This is a genomic window from Corynebacterium sp. 5QC2CO, from assembly GCF_024580435.1.
Classification (GTDB): Bacteria; Actinomycetota; Actinomycetes; order Mycobacteriales; family Mycobacteriaceae; genus Corynebacterium; species Corynebacterium jeikeium_D.
In genome coordinates this window covers 57,020-76,811 of the sequence record NZ_JANIKI010000010.1, presented here as the reverse complement: position 1 = coordinate 76,811, position 19,792 = coordinate 57,020, and the positions used below count along the sequence as shown (strand labels likewise).

Here is a 19,792-nt window from a genome sequence, read left to right as displayed (position 1 = left end):
CACGGGGGTTATTCAGCCCGCGCCAGTTTTCCGCACAAAGCGTAGCCTGTGGGGTGTCGCAACGTTTTCCGAATCGGTTGAGAAGGATCCGAGGGCTATGAAGCTATCCACAGGAAATAAGGTCGTGCTGATCGGCGCTGGCGACGTCGGCGTGGCATACGCGTACTCGCTGGTCAACCAGGGCACTGTCGACCACTTGGCAATCATTGACATCGACGAGAAGAAGACGATGGGCAACGTCATGGACTTAAACCATGGCGTGGTGTGGGCGTCGTCGCGCACCAAAGTCACCCAGGGCACGTACGCCGACTGTGGCGATGCCGCGCTGGTGGTTATCTGTGCAGGTGCGGCACAAAAGCCGGGCGAGACTCGCCTGCAGCTGGTGGACAAGAACATGAAAATCATGAAGTCCATCGTCGATTCCGTTATGGACAGCGGTTTTGATGGGCTCCTACTGATTGCTTCCAACCCCGTCGACGTACTCACATACGCCGCGTGGAAGTACTCCGGGCTGCCACACAACCGTGTCTTCGGCTCCGGCACCATCCTGGACACCGCACGTTTCCGCTACATGCTGGGTGAATACTACGACGTTTCCCCGATGAGCGTGCACGCATACATCATTGGTGAACATGGCGACTCCGAGCTGCCGGTGTTGTCCAGCGCCAACGTTGCAGGCGTCGGTCTGTCCAAGCGTCTCGCCGCTGACCCCACGCTTCACGACGAGCTGGAGGACATCTTCATCCGAACCCGTGATGCCGCCTACGAGATTATCGATGCCAAGGGCTCCACTTCCTACGGAATCGGTATGGGTTTGGCCCGCATCACGCGCGCCATTTTCCAAAACCAAGAGGTAGCTCTGCCGGTCTCCGCATATTTGCAAGGTGAATACGGCCATGAGGACGTGTTCATCGGAACACCAGCCATTGTGAACCGCCGAGGAATTCGCCGCGTTATCGAGCTTGAGCTGGACGAATACGAAAAGAAGCAGCTGGACAAGTCCGTTCAGACGCTCCGAGATGTGCAGGATCCATTCTGGAAGTAACTGCTGGTAGCGAGAGTAGATGTCTTCTCGACATGCGCTTTCGGCCGTCTCATTTGAGAATGAGAATGCCCACCTTCTATTGGCCCGCGTGGCCGACTCTGGCCAACGCTTCGTCTTAAACACAGGAGTGCCTTCTCTATGGCAGCGCAGAGCCCTCAAGACACAGCAACTGACAACACTGAAAGCGGCGCGGCCGTGCCGCGTCTGGATGACCTCATCAGCAAGGTCACCGATCTGATTACAGAGTTGGACGACGTCTCGGTGGAGGCATCTGCACTGCTCGCAGAGGTGCCGGAAGAGCGCCGTCGGCACGCGGAAAACCTGCTGCACTACGCGCACCTGCGCACAATTGACATCCGTGAGCTGCAGAACAGCTTGCACGACCTCGGCGTGACCAGTCTGACCACGGTGGAGACTTTCACCCGCGGGCGCCTTGAGCTGGCCCTCAACACGCTGTTGGCGCTGGCGGGGCGCACCTCAGATATCGATGTCGCCCGCATTATTGCCGACGATGAGCGCGCGGATATTGCCCTGGATAACAACGCCACCGAACTGTTCGGCCAGGAGCGCGCGGATGTCACTTCGCACATTATGGTGACCCTGCCCGCCGAGGCCGCCGACGATGCAGAGCTGGTGGAGAGCTTCGCTGCTGCGGGCATGGATCTCGCTCGCATCAACTGCGCCCACGACGGCCCTGAGCAGTGGCGCCGCATGATTGACAACGTCAATGCTGCAGCTGAGAAGGCCGGCCGCCGCATCTTCGTGTCCATGGATCTGGCTGGCCCGAAGCTGCGCACAGGCGATATCGAACCGGGGCCGCGCGTGGGTCGCGCCCGCGTTGTGCGTGACGACGCCGGCACGGTCATCTCCAAGTCCAAGATTTGGCTGACGCCACGTCTGGATGAGCACCCCAAGCCAGCTCCGAACGATTTGCCGGGGCGTCCTGCTCTGCCACTGGAAGCAGATCAGGGGTGGTTGGAGCAGCTGCAGCTTGACGATGTCATTACGCTGCATGACTCCCGCTCAGCGAAGCGTCACTTCACCGTTGTGCGCATCGACACCGACGTCGAGGGCGAGGTCGAGGCCGTGCTCGCCGAGGGGGAGAAGAACGCCTGGATCGCCGAGGGCACACACCTGCGCAGCAACTACGAGGTCACACGTGCTGGCGGCGTGCCACCGACCGTGCAAAAGCTGCGTTTCCACACTGGGGATGAGTTCATTCTCACCAGCCGCGAGGAAATCACCACCATTCCACGCACCGAGGATGAAATTCCACGAGTCTCCTGCTCGCTGCCGTCTGCCGTGGCGGCTCTGAAGCCGGGCGACCCGGTGCTTTTCGACGACGGTGCACTCGGCGCTGAGGTGGTTGAGGTCTCCGAGACGTCGTCAAGCGAGGATAGCCACGTCGATGCCCGCTTGCGTGTCCAGCGCACCAAGCCGAACGGACAGCCCTTGGCGGCGCATAAAGGCATCAACCTGCCGAACACCGACCTGCCGCTCAATTCGCTTACCGACGAAGACATTGAGCATCTGCGCTTTGTAGTGGAGCACGCGGATATTGCTGCGGTGAGCTTTATTCGCACGCAGGAGGATGCTGAGTACGTCTACAAGGTGCTCGATGAGATTGCGGCAGAACATGAGGCTGCAGGCCGCGAGGATCTGGCATCGCGGGCTCGGGACCTAGGTGTTGTGCTGAAGATTGAGACTATTCCGGCATTCCAGAATCTGCCGGGAATCATCATCGCCAGCATGAAGCGCGCCAAGTCCGGTCTGATGATTGCTCGTGGTGACCTGGCTGTGGAACTGGGCTTCGACCGCATGGGTGAGGTTCCAGGTCAGATTCTGACGCTGGCGCAGGCAGCCGGAGTGCCGACCATTCTGGGTACTCAGGTGCTGGAGAACATGGCCAAGGCCGGCCTGCCTTCCCGCGCGGAGATTACCGATGCGGCTTTCGCCCTACGTGCCGAGTGCGTGATGCTGAACAAGGGGCCGCACATCACCGAGGCCATCGCAATTTTGAACAACCTGGCCCGAAAGATGGGCCGTTCGCAGCGTAAGAGTCGCATCATGCTACGGAAGATTCGCAGCTGGTCGGACTAGTGGCGGGGTTAGTGGCCGGGCTAGTTTAGGTAGGTTAGGGGAGCGCACCCAAAAAACGCCGTGGGAGAAAAGACTGCGGAAGAAGCCGGCCGCGCGAGAGAGACGCGAGAGAGGAGCCCTGCGGAAAATGTCTAATGAACAGGCAGAAAACGCGGGGTGGGCTGTGCCGCCGCAGTCTCCAAAGCAACAGCCGCAGCAGTCCCCACCTCAGGTGGTGCTGCCACCGCAGCAGAGCTGGCAGCCGACTGTCTCGGATTCGACCATCACGGGTGCGACGCCGCGCTGGAAGGCCGATGAGATTGTTCGCAAGCGCGCAGACAGCGTCTTTCGATGGGCGATGAGCGGCGCCGGAGTATTCGCCGCATTTACCGTTTTCGTCTGGATGAGCATCCTGAGCCCCGGTCAGGACCTAGTGGTTTCCCTCCTCGGTGAGTTTGGAGCATGGGCTTTCGGTCTCTGTGGAATGGTTTCCCTCATTGGGCTGGGTTTTTCGGTCTACAAGACCCTCCAGGTGCTGCGTGACCGCGCAACGTATGCTCGCCCACTGCTGTCGCGCACGGCAACGGATGTGCGCACGATGCACATGTGGCCAGTACGCAACATCACGGGGCCCGTGGTCGCGTTGGCTGAAACAGGAGTCACTGCCGTAATGGGGCCAGGTCGCTTTATCTGGTACCTGGCCTGCGTTTTGTGGCCACTTGCAGCGGGTTGGTTTATCGCTGCCGACGTATCCCGGACATACTTCCAGGCCGGAATCATCACCGTTTTAGCTTGTGTGACGACTGCCCTCACAGCGCGGCTACTCGGCTACATATTGGCTCCCGAGGAAGTGCATCGCAACATCCCCGTTGGGGCCGGTCGCGAACGCACCCAGCCCGGTTTCTGGTCCAAGGGCTTCATCCCCAGCGAAGCTACCGATGAACAAGGGGAGACGGGCGCAATGGCCGTCGACAAGCAGCTTTTCGAAGGAACGGCGAGCGAATTCGTCGACGATTTTTATAAGTAGCCCAGGCAGTCGCGAATTACGGACTGCGAATAGGTATTCTGTGGCCTTGTGGGAAAGAAATCTCGTAAGAAGAATAATCAGGCCCCGGAGGGCATGAGCCGTCGTCAGGCGAAGCTGGCAGCCCGCGCTGCTGAGCGTGCAGCGCTGCTGGGCAATCCGCGTCCGTTCAAGGACTTCGACGAAGAGGCTGACATCGTGGCTGTCCGCGAGTTCGCGCCGGCTGTGGTCATTCCGGTCACGGTCGCTGACGCCGAGCGCGACATCAAGCTCTGCACCGTGCTGCCAGGCGGCGTTGCTGCCCTGACGCGTGCCGCTGACCAGGGCAATGAGGCTTTCGTCGCGCTGCAGACGCAGGCGCGCACCAATGACGGCGCTGCGGATCTCTCCCGTGCGCTGGCATGGGCTCGTGACGCAGAGCCGGGCCAGCAGCTCTCCGCCGCCACTGACGGCGAGGCTGCACCGCTTACCGACGTCCTGACCGCCGTGGATCTCGACAACCTGGAGGTCCACCAGGACTTCGAGTGGTGGATTCCCAAGGGCATTGAACGCACCCCGATGATCGAGCAGAACCTGGCCGTGGCTAACGACGCGATTCTCCCGTCATACCGCCTGGATGCGAAGGTCGCTGGTGCTGTGTGGTGGATTGATCCGGGCGAGCGCGCCCACATCCGCTGGGTGCGCCGCGAAGATGAGAAGCCACTGCTGGACGCCTTGGCACGCGTGCACGCTGCGGACAACCTTTCGCTGGGAGAGGGCACCAAGTTCGCTGGTGTCTTCCGCACCGATGGTCTGCTGGTGCCGGTCTGGGACCTGGATAACACCAAGCCGCACGACCACTGGATTGCCGCCGTGGAAGAGGCCGACAAGCGTATCGCTGAGGCGCTGGCCAGCGAAGAACCGCTGACCGCTGAGGAGCGCAAGTCCCGTGAGACCATCGTGTCCCGTCAGGTGACCATTCGGAACTAGGCGTAGCTGGTTTAAGAACTAACGCGTGTGGCTCAGCAAAATGCTAAGTCACACGCGTTAGTTGTCTCGAAAGCTATCCGAAGCTGTTTTAGCTGCCCTCTTGGCTATCTCAGCTCCGCAAAAAGTGCTGGCGCTTCGACTTCGTCCCAGAGCAGCACATTGCCCGCATAACCGGTGTCCATGGCGCCTGAGGTGGGCACGGTAAGAGAATCGGAACCGAAGAGCATGCGCAACATCAGCCAGGTCAGGTGCCAGACATGGTCACCATCGCCGACGAACACGGCCTTAGTGCCAGCATTGGCCAGGCGAATCCAGCGGTAGGGGTTGAGCCATACCGCAGGTGATTTCAGCCGTCCCATCAGCGCACTCATGAATTCACGCTGCCGCTCTACGCGGTCCAAGTCTCCCTGGGCGGTAGCACGCGTGCGCACGTAACCCAGGGCGCCCGCGCCGTCGAATTTCTGGCAACCTGCCTGAATATTCAGGCCTGCCAGCGGATCGTCGATGGCTTCTTCAGGGCACATCTCGATGCCACCGACAGCATCGACGACACCGGCGAAACCGCCAAAGCCAATTTCGGCGTAGTGGTCGATGTGGATTCCAGTGTTTTTCTCTACAGTGTCGATGAGTAGCTGGGGGCCACCAAATGCGAATGCCGCATTGATCTTGTTCTTGTCATTGCCCGGGATATCCACGAAGGAGTCACGCGGGATACTGACCAACTTTGGCTTACCGAACACCGGAATGTGGGCAATCATGATGGTGTCGGTGCGCTGGCCGAAATCACCACTGCCCGTCGACAGCTTGGCAGCATCTTCCTCTGACAGGCCCGTACGAGAGTCCGAACCGACGAGCAACCAGTTGGAGGACATCGTATTGGCAGGGCGATCTGCCAGATCTGAGAACGCATCGACCCTGGTCAGGCGGATGTCGACAAGTGCCATCGTGGCGACAAGGAAGATGACGAGAAGCAGGATGATGGATTTAAAGCGCAAGCGTGGCAGCCGCATGCGTGGCATGCGGAACCCAGACCTGACGCCGGCGGCGCCACGACTGCCACGGCGTCCACCACGGCCAGAACTCGCTGCTTGTGGGGCACTGTAGTAGTCCTGTGACGAGCCGCGCGAGGAAGATTGGAAATCCGCATCCGGGTTATATCCGGGCGGGGGAAACCGCGGATCGCTGCCAGCGCGTCCGCTACCGGCCCGGTTCATCGGTGGACGGGACTCGATGCGCGTTTCGTTCAGTGGCGCCTGCCGACGTTCCGGTTGCGGCCTAGACCTGCGCGGAGGCATAGGCGCTGGGCGGGCTGCCCCTGCCCTAGATGGGCGGTCGGAACGGGGCGGGATGGGGCGTCGTGAAGCGCCACGCGAATCGGCCTCACGGGGGCGGGCATGCTTCGGCGACGCCTCGTCCACACGGCGGTAGATGGGGCGGCCGTAGCGATCTTTAAGCGGCCTACCGTATCGGTCGCGGGCAATGCGCGAGTCGTCGAAGTTGCCTTCCATACCAATAAAGAATAGGCAACGACAGTGCACTAAGAGAACCGAGACAGCAATACAAGTCTTGGTAGCGCTGGCGTTACCCTGCATGCGACGTGCTGAAAGGGGTTGGGAACGAAGAAGAATATGCTGGAAATATGTCCGCAATGAACCAGAACAACGAATGTGCAGTCAACGAGTCGGATGTTTATGTCAAGAGTCGACATGGTGTCCCTAGGGACTTCTTCGCCTGTGAGGCGGCGGGGCTGGGTTGGCTGCGCGAGGGCGAAGCTGACGGCGGTGCGCGCGTAGTGGAGGTGCTGGGCGTGAGCGGGCATGCGCTGAAATTGCGTCGAATTGAGCCGACGGCGCCGACTCCACAGGCGGCGTACGAGTTCGGAAAATCGTTGGCCATTACCCACAATATGGGCGCCGCTGGCTGGGGTGCCGGCCCCGCTGGATGGGAGGGGCGCGGCTACTTCGGTCCCCTGGATCAGCCCCTGCAGATGGACCTGACTCCACAGGAGAGCTTCGGTGAATACTGGGCCAAAGGGCGTCTGTTGCCGGCGCTGGGAAAGTTGGAACGCTCCTACAATAATCGTCAGCTAGATATCTTTGACCAGCTCATTGATCGGCTCTTGGCTGGAGATTTCGACAACGAGCCAGATGCTGCGCGTGTCCACGGTGACCTGTGGTGGGGAAACCTCATGTGGGATACAGACGGCGCGATCTTGATTGACCCCGCGGCGCACGGCGGGGCCCGCGAGGAAGATCTGGCACTGCTGGCGCTATTCGGGGCAACGCACTTCGACGAAATCCTGAGAGGCTACGAGTCCGTACATCCCCTGCCAGATTTCGCCGAGAGCTGCGAACTCCATCAGCTCTACGCCGTGCTCATGCACGCGGTGCTATTTGGGGGCGGATACGCCGGACAGGCGGCTGCAATGGCGGCGAAGTACGTGCGCTAGTTGGCGTTAGCAGCCTCCAGCACGCTAGCCATCTCCAGTAGCTCTGCCTCGCCGCAGCGCACCGCACCGATGTTGACGCTGGTGGCGGGGAGCTTCGCATTGGGCGTACTGCCGCTAGTGCCCGGCACAGCAATGGGCACGGACACGCTTGCCCACCCAGTCAGATTCCACAGCGACAACCACGGCGTCCACCGGGTTTGCTCGTCAAAGTCCTCCCACGGCGCCAACGCAGAGAAATGCCCAATATGCGGCGGATCAAATGCCAGCGTTGGTGTAATCACCGCATCGACTTCCCAACGCGACCGAATCGCGCCGGGCAGAGCCATCCGCTGCTGATGTGTCGCCGCCGCCTCTGCTGCGGAAATCTCCTGGCCACAAGCGCGAATCCACTGCACAATCTCGGAGTAGTCCGCGCGCGGCAATTTCGTGGCCATTCGAGTGATAGTCCGTCGAAAGATCTTGAACACGTCCGGACCTGCCGGATCATAGGGGCTGGGCACTTCCACCACGTCGTACCCGGAGTCGGCAAGACGGTCAGCAGCCGCCCACGCACCGTTTGCCCAGCGCTTATCGACGTCCACCTCAGCATGAAAAGGGCTGACAGTGACACCGATGCGAAGGGGGCGCTGGGGCCGTCGGAAAGCATGCGGGGTTGAGGAAAGTGGCACCCCGGCCAGCAGTGCTGCGTCATCGACTGTGCGAGTGAGGAAGGCGGGCGTGGAGAGATTTCTACCCGCAATATCATGTGCTGGCTTCAACCCAACGAGGCCACAGCAGGCGGCGGGCACACGGATAGAACCGCCGCCGTCAGAGCCCAGAGCTGCGGGAACGACACCAGTTGCGACAGCCACTGCGCTGCCGCCCGAGGAACCACCGGGAGTGCGCGGCGTGGTATCCGGCTGATTGGACAGCTGATTGGGTGCGGCAAAGTAGGGGTTTTCCGGGGCTGGGTAGCCAATCGGTTCGGTGTAGGCCGTCATCCCGACTTCGGAGGTGTGCGTCGTCGCCGTGAGGATCGCGCCGCGAGCCAGCAGTTTCGCCACGGGCTCCGAGGTTTCGGTGGCGGTGAAAGCCAAGTTGGTCGAGCCCATCGTGCATTCGACCCCTGCGATGGTGAATAGGTCCTTAATCGCCACTGGCAGACCCAGGAGGTCGCGCGGGAGGCCGTGGGGAGCGCGCCGGGCGGGTTCGGACCCGGCAGTGAGGCTGCGTGCGCGGTCGACAGCGTGCTCGGCCAAGGATGTGGCAATACCGAAACGAGCGGGATTGGTCGCGGCGTCGTCGGCAAGCGTGGCGAATTCCGAAACGATTTCCGATACCGAGATTGCGCCACTGCGCACGGCTTCAGTGAGGGCGCGGGCGGGCATCTCGGAAGAAGAGGTCATGCAATAAGTGTAGAAGCCCTCTAATCTGAGCTTATGACGACGGTTACTTATTTGGGTCCTGCGGGCACATTCACCGAGCAGGCGCTGTGGGACATGGCGCGTGTTGGCGAGATTGATCCAGCAGGGGAATCCGCGGTCAATGCGGTGCCGGTGGATAGCCCCGCGGCTGCGCTTGGAGCCGTGCGCCGAGGGGAAGCGGACTTCGCCTGCGTGGCTATCGAAAGCAGCGTGGACGGTCCCGTCACACCAACCTTTGATGCCCTCGCCGCTGGCCCGGAGCTGCAGGTTTTCCGTGAAACCGAGGTCGGGGTGGTGTTCTCTATCCTGGTCCGTCCCGGGACGACGGCGGAACAGGTGCGTACTTTTACGACACATCCTGTGGCGTATCCGCAGGTCAAACAGTGGGTGGACGCCAACCTTCCGGGTGTGGAAGTTCACCAGGCCAGCTCCAATGCGGCGGCGGCCCACCAGGTCGCCGAGGGCACCCATGACGCTTGCGCTGCTCCGGCCCGCGCGGGTGAGCTGCTCGGACTTGAAGCGCTAGCCACTGAGGTTGCCGACGTGCGCGGTGCCCGCACCCGTTTCCTGCTGGTGGGACGCCCCGGCGTGCCGACGCCGCGCACCGGCGCCGACCGCACCTCGGTCTCCTTCACGCTGCCGAACCAGCCCGGCACACTGATGCGTGCCATGAACGAGTTCGCAGTGCGACAGATCAACCTCACCCGCATCGAGTCACGGCCGACACGCGAGCTCTTCGGCCTCTACCGCTTCTACATCGACTGCAACGGCCACGTTGATGATGCACAGGTTGCCGCAGCTCTCGCGGCACTGCACGAATACGCCGAAGACCTGCGCTATCTGGGCTCCTGGCCGGTCGCTGAGGGCGGTCGCCGCAGCATTATGACCCCGCCGCCGGATATTTCCCAGTCAATTGAGTGGGTCGACGCGCTTAAGGAAGGACGAAGGTAAAACATGACACCCGCCGCGCCCGAAAATCCAGTTGGACAGCTGCCTTTCCTCGATGACCGCCCAGACCGCCCTGAATCTGTCATGCCGGTTGATTCCCAGCGCATCATTTTCATCCGCCACGGGCAGACCACCGGCAACATCAACCGCCGCCTGGATACCGCATTGCCGGGCGCACCGCTCACCGACCTCGGTGTGAGGCAGGCGCGCAGTCTGGGACGTCTTTTGCTTCCCGACGTCCACAGAATCGGTGACATCGTCACATCCCATGCCCTGCGTGCACGCCAAACTGGTGCGGGCGCGGTCGCAAGTCTGCACCACCTGGGAGAGACTTCCGTTCGCATCCGCCATGAGGGTGGCCTCCACGAGATTCAGGCCGGCGACCTCGAGGGGCGCAACGATCGCGATGCGCACATGGAGTACATGCGTGCCTTCTACCAGTGGCTCAATGGGGAGCTGGAGTACCGCCTTCCCGGCGGTGAATCCGGTGCCGACGTGCTGAATCGCTACCTGCCGACGCTACAGCAGCTGCTGGAGCAAGCAGGAGCGACAGATGGTGAATCCAGGGAGTCCAAGGAGGACGGCAGCAAGGATGTCGTCATTGTCAGCCACGGCGCGGCCATCCGCCTGATCGGGCAGTATCTGACCGGGGTGAATCCGGAATACGCACTGCGACACCGCATTGCCAATACCGAGCGAATTGAGCTGGTTCCGAGCGCTGTGGACGTCGGCAAGCGTGCTGGCATTGAACCGGGCACGTGGGATGTGCGCCGTTGGGGCGACAGCGAGTTGCCTTAGACAGGCAGCTGGGCGGCGACTGTTACTGCTGGCCGTTATTGCTGGCCTTCCTGAATCTCGCGGCGCTTCTGAGCTGCCAGGCGTAGGCGTTCCGTGCGACGCTTGGATTCCTCTTCGTTGATTTCGTTGAGGAGTTTTTCTTCGTCATCATTGATGTTCAGTACGGCGCGCCCGATAAGGGCAACGGCCGCAGCTACGATAAAGCCGAGCCATGCGTTGTCGATATTGGTCGCAAACATCAGAACGATAGAGACACATACGATGATGCCTGCAGCAGAGTCAACAATGTTGAGGTGGCGGCCCTTTTTCATCAGAGTCTGCAGCTCTTGATCGACACTTTGGTGCTGCGGTTTAGCCGGAGTGCCCTGTGAATTCTCGGGAGATGACTCAGCGGGCAGGTCTGCGAAGAGTGTTTGTAGTTCAGCTCGAGTTTTAGCGGCAGCAGCACTTTCGGCGCGCTTGGAGAATTCATCGACATCCAAGTAGCCGTCAGCGAAATGATTGCCGAGACGCTCCATGGCAGCGTTGCGCTCCCTATCGCCGACCCTGATTTCTGGCTTTTCGCTCGAGTTGTCGCTCATGGTTATTAAGGCTACAGGGAAGAAGCGGGGCGGGAAGGCGTCGCGAGAGGAACTAGACCGTGCACGGCGGGACAAACTTATCCGTAGCCGAGACGGTCCAGATCCTCCTCCTCGAGACCGAAATAATGCCCGATCTCATGCAGGAGAGTGACCCGAATCTGCTCCACCAGCTCCTCTTCGGTGCGGCTGATGCGGCAGAGCATGTCGCGATACAGACTGATTTGGTCAGGCGGACCCCAGTGGTTGTTAGAACGCTCGGTCAGAGGTATCCCCTCGTAGAGTCCCAGCAGTGTGGGCTCGTCGAGGTTATATGGGTGGACCTGGATGATGACCTGATCGAGCTGGTCGAGAAACTGCGTGGGGATGCGGTCGATGGCCTCATCGACAAGTGCATCGAACCGCTCCGGGCTAACGTCAACCATTTATGGTGCTGCCTCGCAATGTCCTGTTGTTCTACTGTCCTGCGGGAGCGACTGCGTTATCCACAGCGCCTGCTTCAGCACCAGTACCGTCGGCACCGACCTCACCTGTGCCAGTGCCAGCGCCAGCGTCACCCTGCTCTTCCCGCAGTGGATTGCGCGGTGGCGGAGCCACGGGCGGCTGGCCGTCGATAGTGAAGGACTCGTTAGCGTGGCCGTTGAGAGTGGAGAACCCGCCCTGGCCATTGTCCTTAATCAACCAGCAGTTCACACTGCGCGAGCCAGCATTGAGCGACTCCTGCGACAGTGAGGTCCAAAATGGCAACAGCGTTGAGTTATACAGCGGGTCGTCTCCGCCGAGGTAATTCTGCGCGAGAGTCACACACTGCTCCGCGAGCACATCATTTTGCTCCTGGTCAGTGGGGATGTTGTCACCGAAATGGTCGCGGAGATTGACAATTCCCGTCGACTCCATCAGGTGATCTTCCACGCAAGGCACCTGGCGGATGGCGCCGCTTTCGTCCAATGTCACGCAGCGGCCGCCCTCGAACACGCGGGACTGATCCTGCCCGGCCGCAGGACCGGACATGTGCGTCGTGTTGCCGTCTTCATCGACGACCTGGATACCGCACAGGAAGGTTCGGTCACCCTTTTCCCACTGGCTAGGCGAAGGAATAATCGGCGCCGTGATAAATCGACCGTCTGGATCGTACTGGCCGCCCAGGTATTCAGTGACAGTGTCACGACACACGCCATTTTGCAGAGCCACCAAATTGTCCGCTGTCGGGTAATTGGCAGTTTTTGCGTATTGCCCCGGATGCTCCTCGTAATCGGCGAGGTTCAGTTTCTTGGCGACCTCATAAGCGTGTGGCTGCTCACAGGGCACCACGCGGAAGTCAGAAACATTCAAATCTTCTGCCAGGTTCCAGTCCAGACAGTTGCCCGCAGTTGCGCTGGTGAACGCCGTCGTCTCCTTGTCAACGATGGTCGTCGTTGTCGACGATGACGCGCTTGCCGACGAGCCCCTGCCCCCAAGTGGCCCACTCGGTGGCTCGATGACTCCCGCTTGCAGCGCGAATGCCATTCCCGCGGCGCCGACCAGCATTGCCGTCGACAAAGCGCGCATTCCCCAGCTTCCACGCGAGTTACTGGAAGCGTTGGCATCGTTGCTGGCTGCGGATGCACCAGCGCTGGCATCTGCGCCAGTACCTGCACCGGAGTCAGTGTCTGTGGCGGCAGCGTGCTCGCGATCCTGGTTCATATTGTCATCAGCCATAGTGACCCCATTGTGCACCGCCAATGAGCCTGTGGACAAGGTAACGCTCTGCCCGAGTTTGCGCTCCGAGTTTGCTCAATAACTTCAAGCACTACAATAGTCCGGTATTTGTTCGCTACCCGAGGACACGAGTCTTGACCTGGACTGCACTACTCAGCCTGCTGGGCGTCCACATTCTAGGAATGGCCTCACCAGGGCCGGATCTTTTCCTTATTCTGCGTCTTGCCACTAAATCCCGTAAGCACGCCATCGCAGCAGTAGCGGGTATTAGCACTGGAGCCGCTATCTGGATCACGCTTACAGTATTTGGATTCGCAGCTGTCATCACCGCCAATCCTTTGCTGATGGGCGTAATCCAGCTCGTCGGTGGCTGTTATCTCATTTACATGGGCATCAGCATGGCCAAGGCAGGCATCAATACCCTCCGCGAACTGCGCGCCGGTGCCGCACCAGCGCTGGGAAGCGAGGCGCTCCGGTCGCCGAAGGCGACATTCCGCCAGGGCTTTTTCACCAACATGTCGAACCCGAAGATTGTTCTCTTCCTCACGGCAGTGCTTTCACAGTTCATTCCCGCAGGCGCATCCGTGGGGACGCTTGTGCTTTGTACGTTGGTGCTGATTGTCTCCCAAATCGCTTTCTTCCTATTTATCGCAGTCGTGGTGTCGACGGATGCCGTCGTCAAGCGAATGGTGCTGGCAGGGCCGTGGATTGATACTGTCGCCGGCGTAATCTTCCTCGTCCTCGGCGCGATGCTGGTCGCCTCAGGAGCGGAAGCGGCGCTCTAGCATGCCTTGTGCCTGCTTGCCGACGTAAACCAGGTACTCTGGGTGACGTGATTGATCTCAAATTTCTCCGCGAAAACCCTGAAGTAGCCCGCGAGTCCCAGCGCACCCGTGGTGAGGACCCGGCATTGGTCGATCAGCTGCTGGAAGCTGACGCTAAGCGCCGTGAGGTTATTGCCTCCACTGACGCGCTGCGTTCGGAGCAGAAGGGCTTCGGCAAGAAGATTGGTCAGGCGTCGAAGGAAGAGCGCCCGGCCATGCTGGAGAAGGCCAAGGAGCTTTCCGACGCCGTGAAGGCAGCCGAAGCGGAGCAGAAGGAAGCTGAGGCTGAGGTCGAGCGCCTGCAGTACCTGATTGGCAACATCGTTACGGGTGCGCCCGCCGGTGGTGAAGATGACTTTGTCGTGCTGGAGGAAATCGGTGAGATTCCACAGTTCGACTTTGAGCCCAAGGATCACCTGGACCTCGGCGAATCGCTGGGCCTTATTGATATGGAGCGCGGCGTCAAGGTCTCCGGCTCCCGCTTCTACTTCTTGACCGGATACGGTGCCATGCTGCAGTTGGCCATGATGAACCTGGCTGCTCAGAAGGCAACTCAGAATGGCTTCCAGCTGATGGTGCCGCCGGTGCTGGTTCGTCCGGAGACCATGTCGGGTACTGGCTTCCTCGGTGCGCACTCCGATGAGATCTACTACCTGCAGGAAGATGACCTCTACCTGGTCGGTACCTCGGAAGTTGCGCTGGCCGGCTACCACTCCAACGAGATTATTGACCTGTCGGAGGGGCCGCGTCGCTACGCTGGTTGGTCTTCCTGTTTCCGTCGTGAAGCGGGCTCTTACGGCAAGGACACCCGCGGTATCCTGCGCGTGCACCAGTTCGACAAGCTGGAGATGTTCTCCTACTGTCCGCCGGAGCAGGCGGAGGCAGAGCACCAGAAGCTGCTGAACATGGAGCGCGAGATGCTGGCCGCGGTCGATGTTCCATACCGCATCATCGATGTTGCTGGTGGTGACCTGGGTGCATCGGCTGCCCGCAAGTTCGATACCGAGGCATGGGTGCCGACGCAGAACACTTACCGCGAGTTGACCTCGACGTCGAACTGCACGACTTTCCAGGCTCGTCGTTTGAAGACCCGCTACCGCGATGCCGATGGCAAGTCGCAGTACTGCGCCACCCTAAATGGCACGCTGGCCACGACGCGTTGGCTGGTCGCCATTCTGGAAAACCACCAGCAGGCCGATGGTTCTGTGGTGATTCCGGAGGCGCTGCGTCCGTTCATGATGGGCAAGGAAGTTCTCGAGCCGGTTAAGTGAGCCGGTTAAGTTGGTGCGGCCCTGACCCAGCTCTTCCGCGACTTCACGACACCTATGTCACCTCATGCCACCTCCACAGCTGGCACGAGGTGACATAGGTGTCGTGAAGTGGCTTTTTCGGGCGTGAGTCGTGTAATTGCGCTAAAAAATTAATTGGGGGATTGAGAAGGTAAAAACACCAGGAAGGTTGAGTGTAGAAACACAACTAAAAACACACCTGAACCAAGGGGATAGCCTCACTTGAGGTGGTAGAGGTTGTTTACAACATTCGGATTACAACAATCTTTCTGATGAGTCTTTCACCTGCTGATGTCCCCTGCACCGTGATTTAAGCCACCCCAGCTTTCTTCCACGTAGCCTTCAGCCCAGCGAAGAGAGGAAGGGCAAGGCATGCGGCCGAAGCCGCGACCGATGCCACGGCAACACCAGCTTGGACTAATGCCGGATTGAGCTTGGAGTTTTCTTCCGAGAGGACACCGATTAGCTGAGATGGCGCAATTGTGCTTGCGAGCGCGCCTAGGGATGCAACGCGCAGAGTATCTTCGCGGTCATCTGCATTGAGCAGCGAAGCAGCTGAGAATCCAGCTCCGACCGTAGAAACCACGAAGGGAAGAAGCAGAGTTTCCTTCGGTGCTGTCTTCTGAACTGCCTTGCCGTTTAGCTTCCATTTTGTGTGGACTTCTGAAGGCAATTGCTTCCAGGACATAGCCAGGGCGACTCCGTGCGCAACCGTCACAGCCGCGGGGAGAAAAGCGGTCGCCTGCAGTGCGCGAGCCGGAATTTCAGAGATAACCTCACTGTCAATATCGTCCGGGCGGACAATCCCCAGCTTGGTGGCTACTGCAGCCCAATTGATAGACCAGCCAAAACCCAACAGGTGAGGTTGGAGGATCCGCGGGTCGTCCATGTTCCACAGGGAAGCGCGACCGCGCTTGGAAAATGCTCGAAGTGGGTTGCTGAGGTAGCGTAGCAAAGTGCTTGGTTCACCAACTTGTTCGGCGACTTGCTCAGCGTAGTCGGTCGCCGTTCCCAGTTCTTCGGTCAGGTCCGCGTGGACGTCGTTAAGCTCTTGCAGAAGACTCTTTTGCTCGGCGATGATCGCCTTGCGTTGTGCGTGCGATATGCCGATTTCGCGCAGTTTGTGGTCAATGGCGGTGAGGTAGGTGTTCATTGGGGCTCCTCGGAAAATAGTGCGGTCATGTCGGCGGATAGGTCGATGAAGTCCTGATGTAGTTGCGTGAGTGTTTGCTTTCCTTTGGCTGTCAGTGAGTAGTACTTGCGCGGCGGTCCTTTGGGGGATTCCTCCCAGCGATTGCTGATCAGGCCGTTGGTGGTCAGACGCGAGAGTAGGGGGTAGACGGTTCCCGCGGGCGCGCTGAGGTGGGGGTAGGCGTTGAGCTTTGCGACGAGTGCCGCGCCATAGAGCTCTTCGCGAGAAATCAGCTTGAGAATGGCGAGCTCAAGTACCCCTTTCTTCAGTTGTGTTTGTGGACGTTTGGGCATTGCGTTGTGCTTTCTTTCCGGCGGCATGGAGGAATCTGCCCGGGCAGAATACTTTTCATACCTAGTACCTTGTAATACCAACTATACGCGCAGTAGTTTGTATTGCCAAGTACTGCACGTCTATATAGCGGGTAGAGAACAGAGCAAAGAAAATGAGGGGCAATTGCCAGAAGACAATCGCCCCTCATTCCACCGGGTTAGCTCTATGGAGAACTCGTAACTGCTAGGGAGTGGCTCGGTTCTTTTTTAGCGTTCAATTAGATACGCGCATCAAGCCAGGCAATAGCCGTCGCAATGGCCTGGCGCTGTGCCGGTTCATTGAATACCTCGTGGAACTGGCCTTCGAACTCGATCAGCTGCTTGTCGGTGGACGAGATGCCGTTGTACCAGTCGCGCGAGAAGAACGGTGGCGCAATCTCATCCTGGCCACCCATCATGACCAGGGTCGGCTCAACAAAGTCGACGGAGTTGGTGCCGTTGTAGGTGGCGGCAAAAGCCATCTGCTGAGCCATGCCGAGCGAGAGCTTGGAGTTGTTGTATGGATCAGTTTCGTACTCATCGCGCACTGCCTGCGAAGAAGAGGTCTTCGCACCCAGCGGGTTGCCAACCTGAATCAAGTCGCTGCCGGGTAGTGATGGCACGCGCATCTCGGTGCGGTTCGGCACTTCCTTGAGCATGCGAGTGTTGAATGTGGTCATGTCTTGGAATGGCAGGCGCTGGTAAATCGTCGGCTGCGCCTCGCGCTGGACATCGGTCATGGCCTCTGGGGTGATGGTTTCGCCCTCGTCCGTGCCACCGTAGGGGTTGAAAAGAGCGCCACCACCGTTGGCGACAATGCCATCGACACTGCCCGGATACTTGATGCCGTGGAAGTCCACGGCAAGGCCGCCCATGGAGTGGCCGAGCAGGAAGGTCTTCGTGCTCGGGTTCTCCGTCTTGGCCTTTTCGACGAGCATGTGCAGGTCATCGACAAGCGAGTGGAAATCATCAATATGGCCACGGGCAACTGGGGTTCCTTCGACCTGGCCCGAGTGGCCGTGCCCACGGTGGTCAATGCGGTACACGTTGTAGCCGGCGTTCAGCAGCTTGCCGGTTACCCACTCGTAGCGACCCAGGTGTTCTGCAGCGCCATGCACGACGACGACAGTGGCTTTGGCATTCGGGATGGTGTTGGACTTCCAGTAAATCTGGGTGCCCTTGCCATCCTGTGAGGTCATGTAGCCGTCGTTCACCGTAACGTGGCGACCGTCAACCGTGGTGGTTGGTGCTGGGGTGGTTGGCAGCTCGACCATTGCAGTGGACTGCGGGTCGGGAGTTGGCTCCAGCGGGTTCTTGATGAAGTCCGTTGGGGCTGCTGATGCTGCCGGGGTGGCCAGTGCCAGCGTCAGGGCGGTGGCCACACTCGCAGTGAAAAATGATGCGCGACGCATGATTGCTCTTTTCTGTTTTCAATCGAGGAGTGGATGATAGTTATAATAATTTTATTATAACAAACAAGCCCTGAATTTATAATAAAAATAGCCCGGAAAACCGAATAGGTTTTCCGGGCTATTTTTCGGCTCTTACGAGGACTTATTCAGGCTTCGGTGCCTCCTCAGCATCCGTATCCTCGATCCAACCGTAGGTGCGTTCAACGGCACGGTTCCACTGGTGGAACAGGCGATCGCGCTCTTCGGCCTCCATCTTCGGATGCCACTTCTTGTCAATCGTGATGTGAGCCTTGACCTCATCCAGGTTCGACCAGAAGCCAATGCCAAGGCCCGCAGCGTATGCCGCACCAAGGGCCGTGGTTTCAATGTTGTTCGGGCGTGTGACAGCGACATTCAGGATGTCGGACTGGAACTGCATGAGGAACTCGTTCATGGTCATGCCACCATCAACGCTCAGCGTTGTGATGTCCGTGTCGGATTCTGCGACCATGGCGTCGAGGACCTCGCGGGTCTGGTACGCAGCAGCCTCCAGCACAGCACGGGCAATGTGGTGTCGGTTGACGAAACGGGTCAAACCGACGATGACGCCACGAGCGTCCGGCTGCCAACGAGGTGCAAAAAGACCGGAGAAGGCCGGCACGATGTACACGCCGCCGTTATCCTTGACGCTCTTTGCCTTGTTCTCAATGGATGCCGCATTCGGAATCATCTGCAGCTCGTCACGCAGCCACTGAACAAGTGCGCCGCCCATGGAGACGGAGCCCTCGAGAGCGTAGACCGGCTTCTCTCCCTCGACCTGGTAGCAGACGGTGGAGATGAGTCCGTGGTCAGACCACTTCGGCTTCTCGCCAGTATTCATTAGCATGAACAGCCCAGTGCCGTAGGTGTTCTTGGTGTCACCCTCGCCGAAGCAGCCCTGGCCGAACATGGCGGCCTGCTGGTCGCCGAGGATGCCAGTAACCGGTCGCCCTGCAAGAGAGCCACGGGCACGGATACGGCCGAAGTCGCCTACCGACGGTCGGATGTCAGGCAGCATCGACATCGGAATGCCAATTTCACGGCAAATGTCCTCATCCCACTCGAGGGTCTTGAGGTCCATCAGGAGAGTACGGGAGGCGTTGGTGACGTCGGTTGCGTGAACTGCGTCTTCGCCGTTGTCGCCCTCTGCGCCACCGGTGAGATTCCACAGCAGCCAAGTATCGATGGTGCCGAAGAGCAGGTCGCCAGCCTCAGCCTTTTCGCGAGCTCCCTCGACGTTGTCGAGAATCCAGCGCACCTTCGGGCCGGCTGGGTAGGAGTTGATACGTAGGCCCGTGGTCTCACGCCAGCGGTCAGCGCCTTCATCCCCCATGAGTTCCTTGCAGATCTCATTCGTGCGGGTGTCCTGCCAGACGATGGCGTTGTAAACCGGTTCACCAGTGTTCTTGTCCCAGACGACAGTGGTTTCACGCTGGTTGGTGATGCCAATTGCTTCAACATCCTCAGAAGGCAGGTCGACATCGGCGAGAGCTTCGCTGACTACTCGACGGGTGTTGGCCCAAATCTCCTGGGCGTCGTGCTCGACCCAGCCCTCTTCCGGGAAAATCTGCTTGTGTTCCATCTGCGCAACAGTGACGATCTCTGCGTCATGGTTGAAGATGATGCAGCGGGTGGAAGTAGTTCCCTGGTCAATAGCGAGGACGTATTTGCTGTGCATCATGGGGGATACTCCTAGCGAAATTGTGTGTGAATGTGAGTGTTCAGGCTTGCGATATTTTATTGTGCGATAACTCT

At 59.6% G+C, this 19,792-nt stretch carries 18 protein-coding genes; 9 read left to right on the top strand and 9 right to left on the bottom strand.

Going from position 1 to position 19,792, the window contains the following annotated elements; translation table 11 throughout:
- The first annotated feature begins 97 nt into the window (after positions 1–97).
- From NQ014_RS08770 to NQ014_RS08755, 4 genes are all read left to right on the top strand, one after another.
- Positions 98–1,045 carry an L-lactate dehydrogenase gene (locus tag NQ014_RS08770; protein WP_257074873.1) on the top strand — a complete coding sequence of 316 codons (948 nt, stop codon included), beginning with the start codon at positions 98–100 and terminating at the stop codon, positions 1,043–1,045.
- Positions 1,046–1,183: 138 nt separating this feature from the next.
- Positions 1,184–3,145, top strand: coding sequence for a pyruvate kinase (locus NQ014_RS08765; protein ID WP_257074870.1), 1,962 nt, complete (start codon positions 1,184–1,186; stop codon positions 3,143–3,145).
- Between the two features lie 127 nt (positions 3,146–3,272).
- On the top strand, positions 3,273–4,151 hold the full coding sequence (locus tag NQ014_RS08760) for a hypothetical protein (protein ID WP_257074869.1): 879 nt from the start codon (positions 3,273–3,275) through the stop codon (positions 4,149–4,151).
- A gap of 48 nt (positions 4,152–4,199) precedes the next feature.
- On the top strand, positions 4,200–5,117 hold the full coding sequence (locus NQ014_RS08755) for a DUF5926 family protein (RefSeq protein ID WP_049190930.1): 918 nt from the start codon (positions 4,200–4,202) through the stop codon (positions 5,115–5,117).
- 104 nt (positions 5,118–5,221) lie between these two features.
- On the opposite strand, the gene NQ014_RS08750 is transcribed toward NQ014_RS08755, so the two are convergent.
- Positions 5,222–6,625, bottom strand: coding sequence for an LCP family protein (locus NQ014_RS08750; RefSeq protein ID WP_257074867.1), 1,404 nt, complete (start codon positions 6,623–6,625; stop codon positions 5,222–5,224).
- 131 nt (positions 6,626–6,756) lie between these two features.
- Here NQ014_RS08750 and NQ014_RS08745 point away from each other — a divergent pair, with 131 nt between their 5' ends.
- Positions 6,757–7,566: a fructosamine kinase family protein gene (locus tag NQ014_RS08745; protein ID WP_257074866.1), complete on the top strand. Its 810-nt coding sequence runs from the start codon at positions 6,757–6,759 to the stop codon at positions 7,564–7,566.
- On the opposite strand, the gene NQ014_RS08740 is transcribed toward NQ014_RS08745, so the two are convergent.
- Positions 7,563–8,951 carry an amidase gene (locus tag NQ014_RS08740; protein ID WP_257074865.1) on the bottom strand — a complete coding sequence of 463 codons (1,389 nt, stop codon included), beginning with the start codon at positions 8,949–8,951 and terminating at the stop codon, positions 7,563–7,565. The two genes, NQ014_RS08745 and NQ014_RS08740, sit on opposite strands and share 4 nt — an antisense overlap.
- A gap of 33 nt (positions 8,952–8,984) precedes the next feature.
- Here NQ014_RS08740 and pheA point away from each other — a divergent pair, with 33 nt between their 5' ends.
- Together pheA and NQ014_RS08730 are read left to right on the top strand one after the other, a co-directional pair.
- The gene (pheA, locus tag NQ014_RS08735) at positions 8,985–9,920 is read left to right on the top strand and encodes a prephenate dehydratase (protein ID WP_257074860.1); all 936 of its coding nucleotides are present in this window, start codon (positions 8,985–8,987) and stop codon (positions 9,918–9,920) included.
- 3 nt (positions 9,921–9,923) lie between these two features.
- Positions 9,924–10,715, top strand: a complete 792-nt coding sequence (locus NQ014_RS08730; protein WP_257074859.1) for a histidine phosphatase family protein — start codon at positions 9,924–9,926, stop codon at positions 10,713–10,715.
- A 35-nt stretch (positions 10,716–10,750) separates the two neighbouring features.
- Here the strand turns inward: NQ014_RS08730 and NQ014_RS08725 are convergent, their stop codons facing one another.
- From NQ014_RS08725 to NQ014_RS08715, 3 genes are all read right to left on the bottom strand, one after another.
- Positions 10,751–11,296: a DUF1707 domain-containing protein gene (locus tag NQ014_RS08725; RefSeq protein WP_257074858.1), complete on the bottom strand. Its 546-nt coding sequence runs from the start codon at positions 11,294–11,296 to the stop codon at positions 10,751–10,753.
- 77 nt (positions 11,297–11,373) lie between these two features.
- Entirely contained in the window at positions 11,374–11,718 is a 345-nt protein-coding gene (locus tag NQ014_RS08720) for a metallopeptidase family protein (RefSeq protein ID WP_038626990.1), read from the bottom strand.
- Between the two features lie 31 nt (positions 11,719–11,749).
- Positions 11,750–12,991, bottom strand: coding sequence for a septum formation family protein (locus tag NQ014_RS08715; RefSeq protein ID WP_257074856.1), 1,242 nt, complete (start codon positions 12,989–12,991; stop codon positions 11,750–11,752).
- Positions 12,992–13,125: 134 nt separating this feature from the next.
- On the opposite strand from NQ014_RS08715, the gene NQ014_RS08710 reads away from it, so the two are divergent.
- Complete coding sequence (locus NQ014_RS08710; RefSeq protein ID WP_257074854.1) at positions 13,126–13,776, top strand: LysE family translocator; 651 nt, start codon at positions 13,126–13,128, stop codon at positions 13,774–13,776.
- A gap of 47 nt (positions 13,777–13,823) precedes the next feature.
- The gene (gene serS / locus NQ014_RS08705) at positions 13,824–15,086 is read left to right on the top strand and encodes a serine--tRNA ligase (protein WP_016421664.1); all 1,263 of its coding nucleotides are present in this window, start codon (positions 13,824–13,826) and stop codon (positions 15,084–15,086) included.
- A gap of 328 nt (positions 15,087–15,414) precedes the next feature.
- On the opposite strand, the gene NQ014_RS08700 is transcribed toward serS, so the two are convergent.
- From NQ014_RS08700 to glpK, 4 genes are all read right to left on the bottom strand, one after another.
- Positions 15,415–16,257, bottom strand: a complete 843-nt coding sequence (locus NQ014_RS08700; protein WP_257074853.1) for a DUF5808 domain-containing protein — start codon at positions 16,255–16,257, stop codon at positions 15,415–15,417.
- Positions 16,254–16,589, bottom strand: coding sequence for a PadR family transcriptional regulator (locus NQ014_RS08695; RefSeq protein ID WP_049190945.1), 336 nt, complete (start codon positions 16,587–16,589; stop codon positions 16,254–16,256). Before NQ014_RS08695 ends, NQ014_RS08700 begins: the two co-directional genes overlap by 4 nt.
- 257 nt (positions 16,590–16,846) lie before the next feature.
- Complete coding sequence (locus tag NQ014_RS08690) at positions 16,847–18,019, bottom strand: alpha/beta hydrolase (RefSeq protein WP_257074852.1); 1,173 nt, start codon at positions 18,017–18,019, stop codon at positions 16,847–16,849.
- A gap of 142 nt (positions 18,020–18,161) precedes the next feature.
- On the bottom strand, positions 18,162–19,718 hold the full coding sequence (gene glpK, locus NQ014_RS08685) for a glycerol kinase GlpK (RefSeq protein WP_257074850.1): 1,557 nt from the start codon (positions 19,716–19,718) through the stop codon (positions 18,162–18,164).
- Positions 19,719–19,792 lie beyond the last annotated feature (74 nt).

Bases quoted from the DNA above. Each gene is read 5' to 3' on its own strand.
- NQ014_RS08765 (WP_257074870.1), top strand. From the start codon at position 1,184: ATGGCAGCGCAGAGCCCTCAAGACACAGCAACTGACAACACTGAAAGC.
- NQ014_RS08690 (WP_257074852.1), bottom strand. From the start codon at position 18,019: ATGCGTCGCGCATCATTTTTCACTGCGAGTGTGGCCACCGCCCTGACG.
- NQ014_RS08740 (WP_257074865.1), bottom strand. From the start codon at position 8,951: ATGACCTCTTCTTCCGAGATGCCCGCCCGCGCCCTCACTGAAGCCGTG.
- NQ014_RS08715 (WP_257074856.1), bottom strand. From the start codon at position 12,991: ATGGCTGATGACAATATGAACCAGGATCGCGAGCACGCTGCCGCCACA.
- NQ014_RS08700 (WP_257074853.1), bottom strand. From the start codon at position 16,257: ATGAACACCTACCTCACCGCCATTGACCACAAACTGCGCGAAATCGGC.
- NQ014_RS08770 (WP_257074873.1), top strand. From the start codon at position 98: ATGAAGCTATCCACAGGAAATAAGGTCGTGCTGATCGGCGCTGGCGAC.
- NQ014_RS08760 (WP_257074869.1), top strand. From the start codon at position 3,273: ATGTCTAATGAACAGGCAGAAAACGCGGGGTGGGCTGTGCCGCCGCAG.
- NQ014_RS08725 (WP_257074858.1), bottom strand. From the start codon at position 11,296: ATGAGCGACAACTCGAGCGAAAAGCCAGAAATCAGGGTCGGCGATAGG.
- glpK (WP_257074850.1), bottom strand. From the start codon at position 19,718: ATGATGCACAGCAAATACGTCCTCGCTATTGACCAGGGAACTACTTCC.
- NQ014_RS08720 (WP_038626990.1), bottom strand. From the start codon at position 11,718: ATGGTTGACGTTAGCCCGGAGCGGTTCGATGCACTTGTCGATGAGGCC.
- pheA (WP_257074860.1), top strand. From the start codon at position 8,985: ATGACGACGGTTACTTATTTGGGTCCTGCGGGCACATTCACCGAGCAG.
- NQ014_RS08695 (WP_049190945.1), bottom strand. From the start codon at position 16,589: ATGCCCAAACGTCCACAAACACAACTGAAGAAAGGGGTACTTGAGCTC.
- NQ014_RS08730 (WP_257074859.1), top strand. From the start codon at position 9,924: ATGACACCCGCCGCGCCCGAAAATCCAGTTGGACAGCTGCCTTTCCTC.
- NQ014_RS08745 (WP_257074866.1), top strand. From the start codon at position 6,757: ATGTCCGCAATGAACCAGAACAACGAATGTGCAGTCAACGAGTCGGAT.
- NQ014_RS08750 (WP_257074867.1), bottom strand. From the start codon at position 6,625: ATGGAAGGCAACTTCGACGACTCGCGCATTGCCCGCGACCGATACGGT.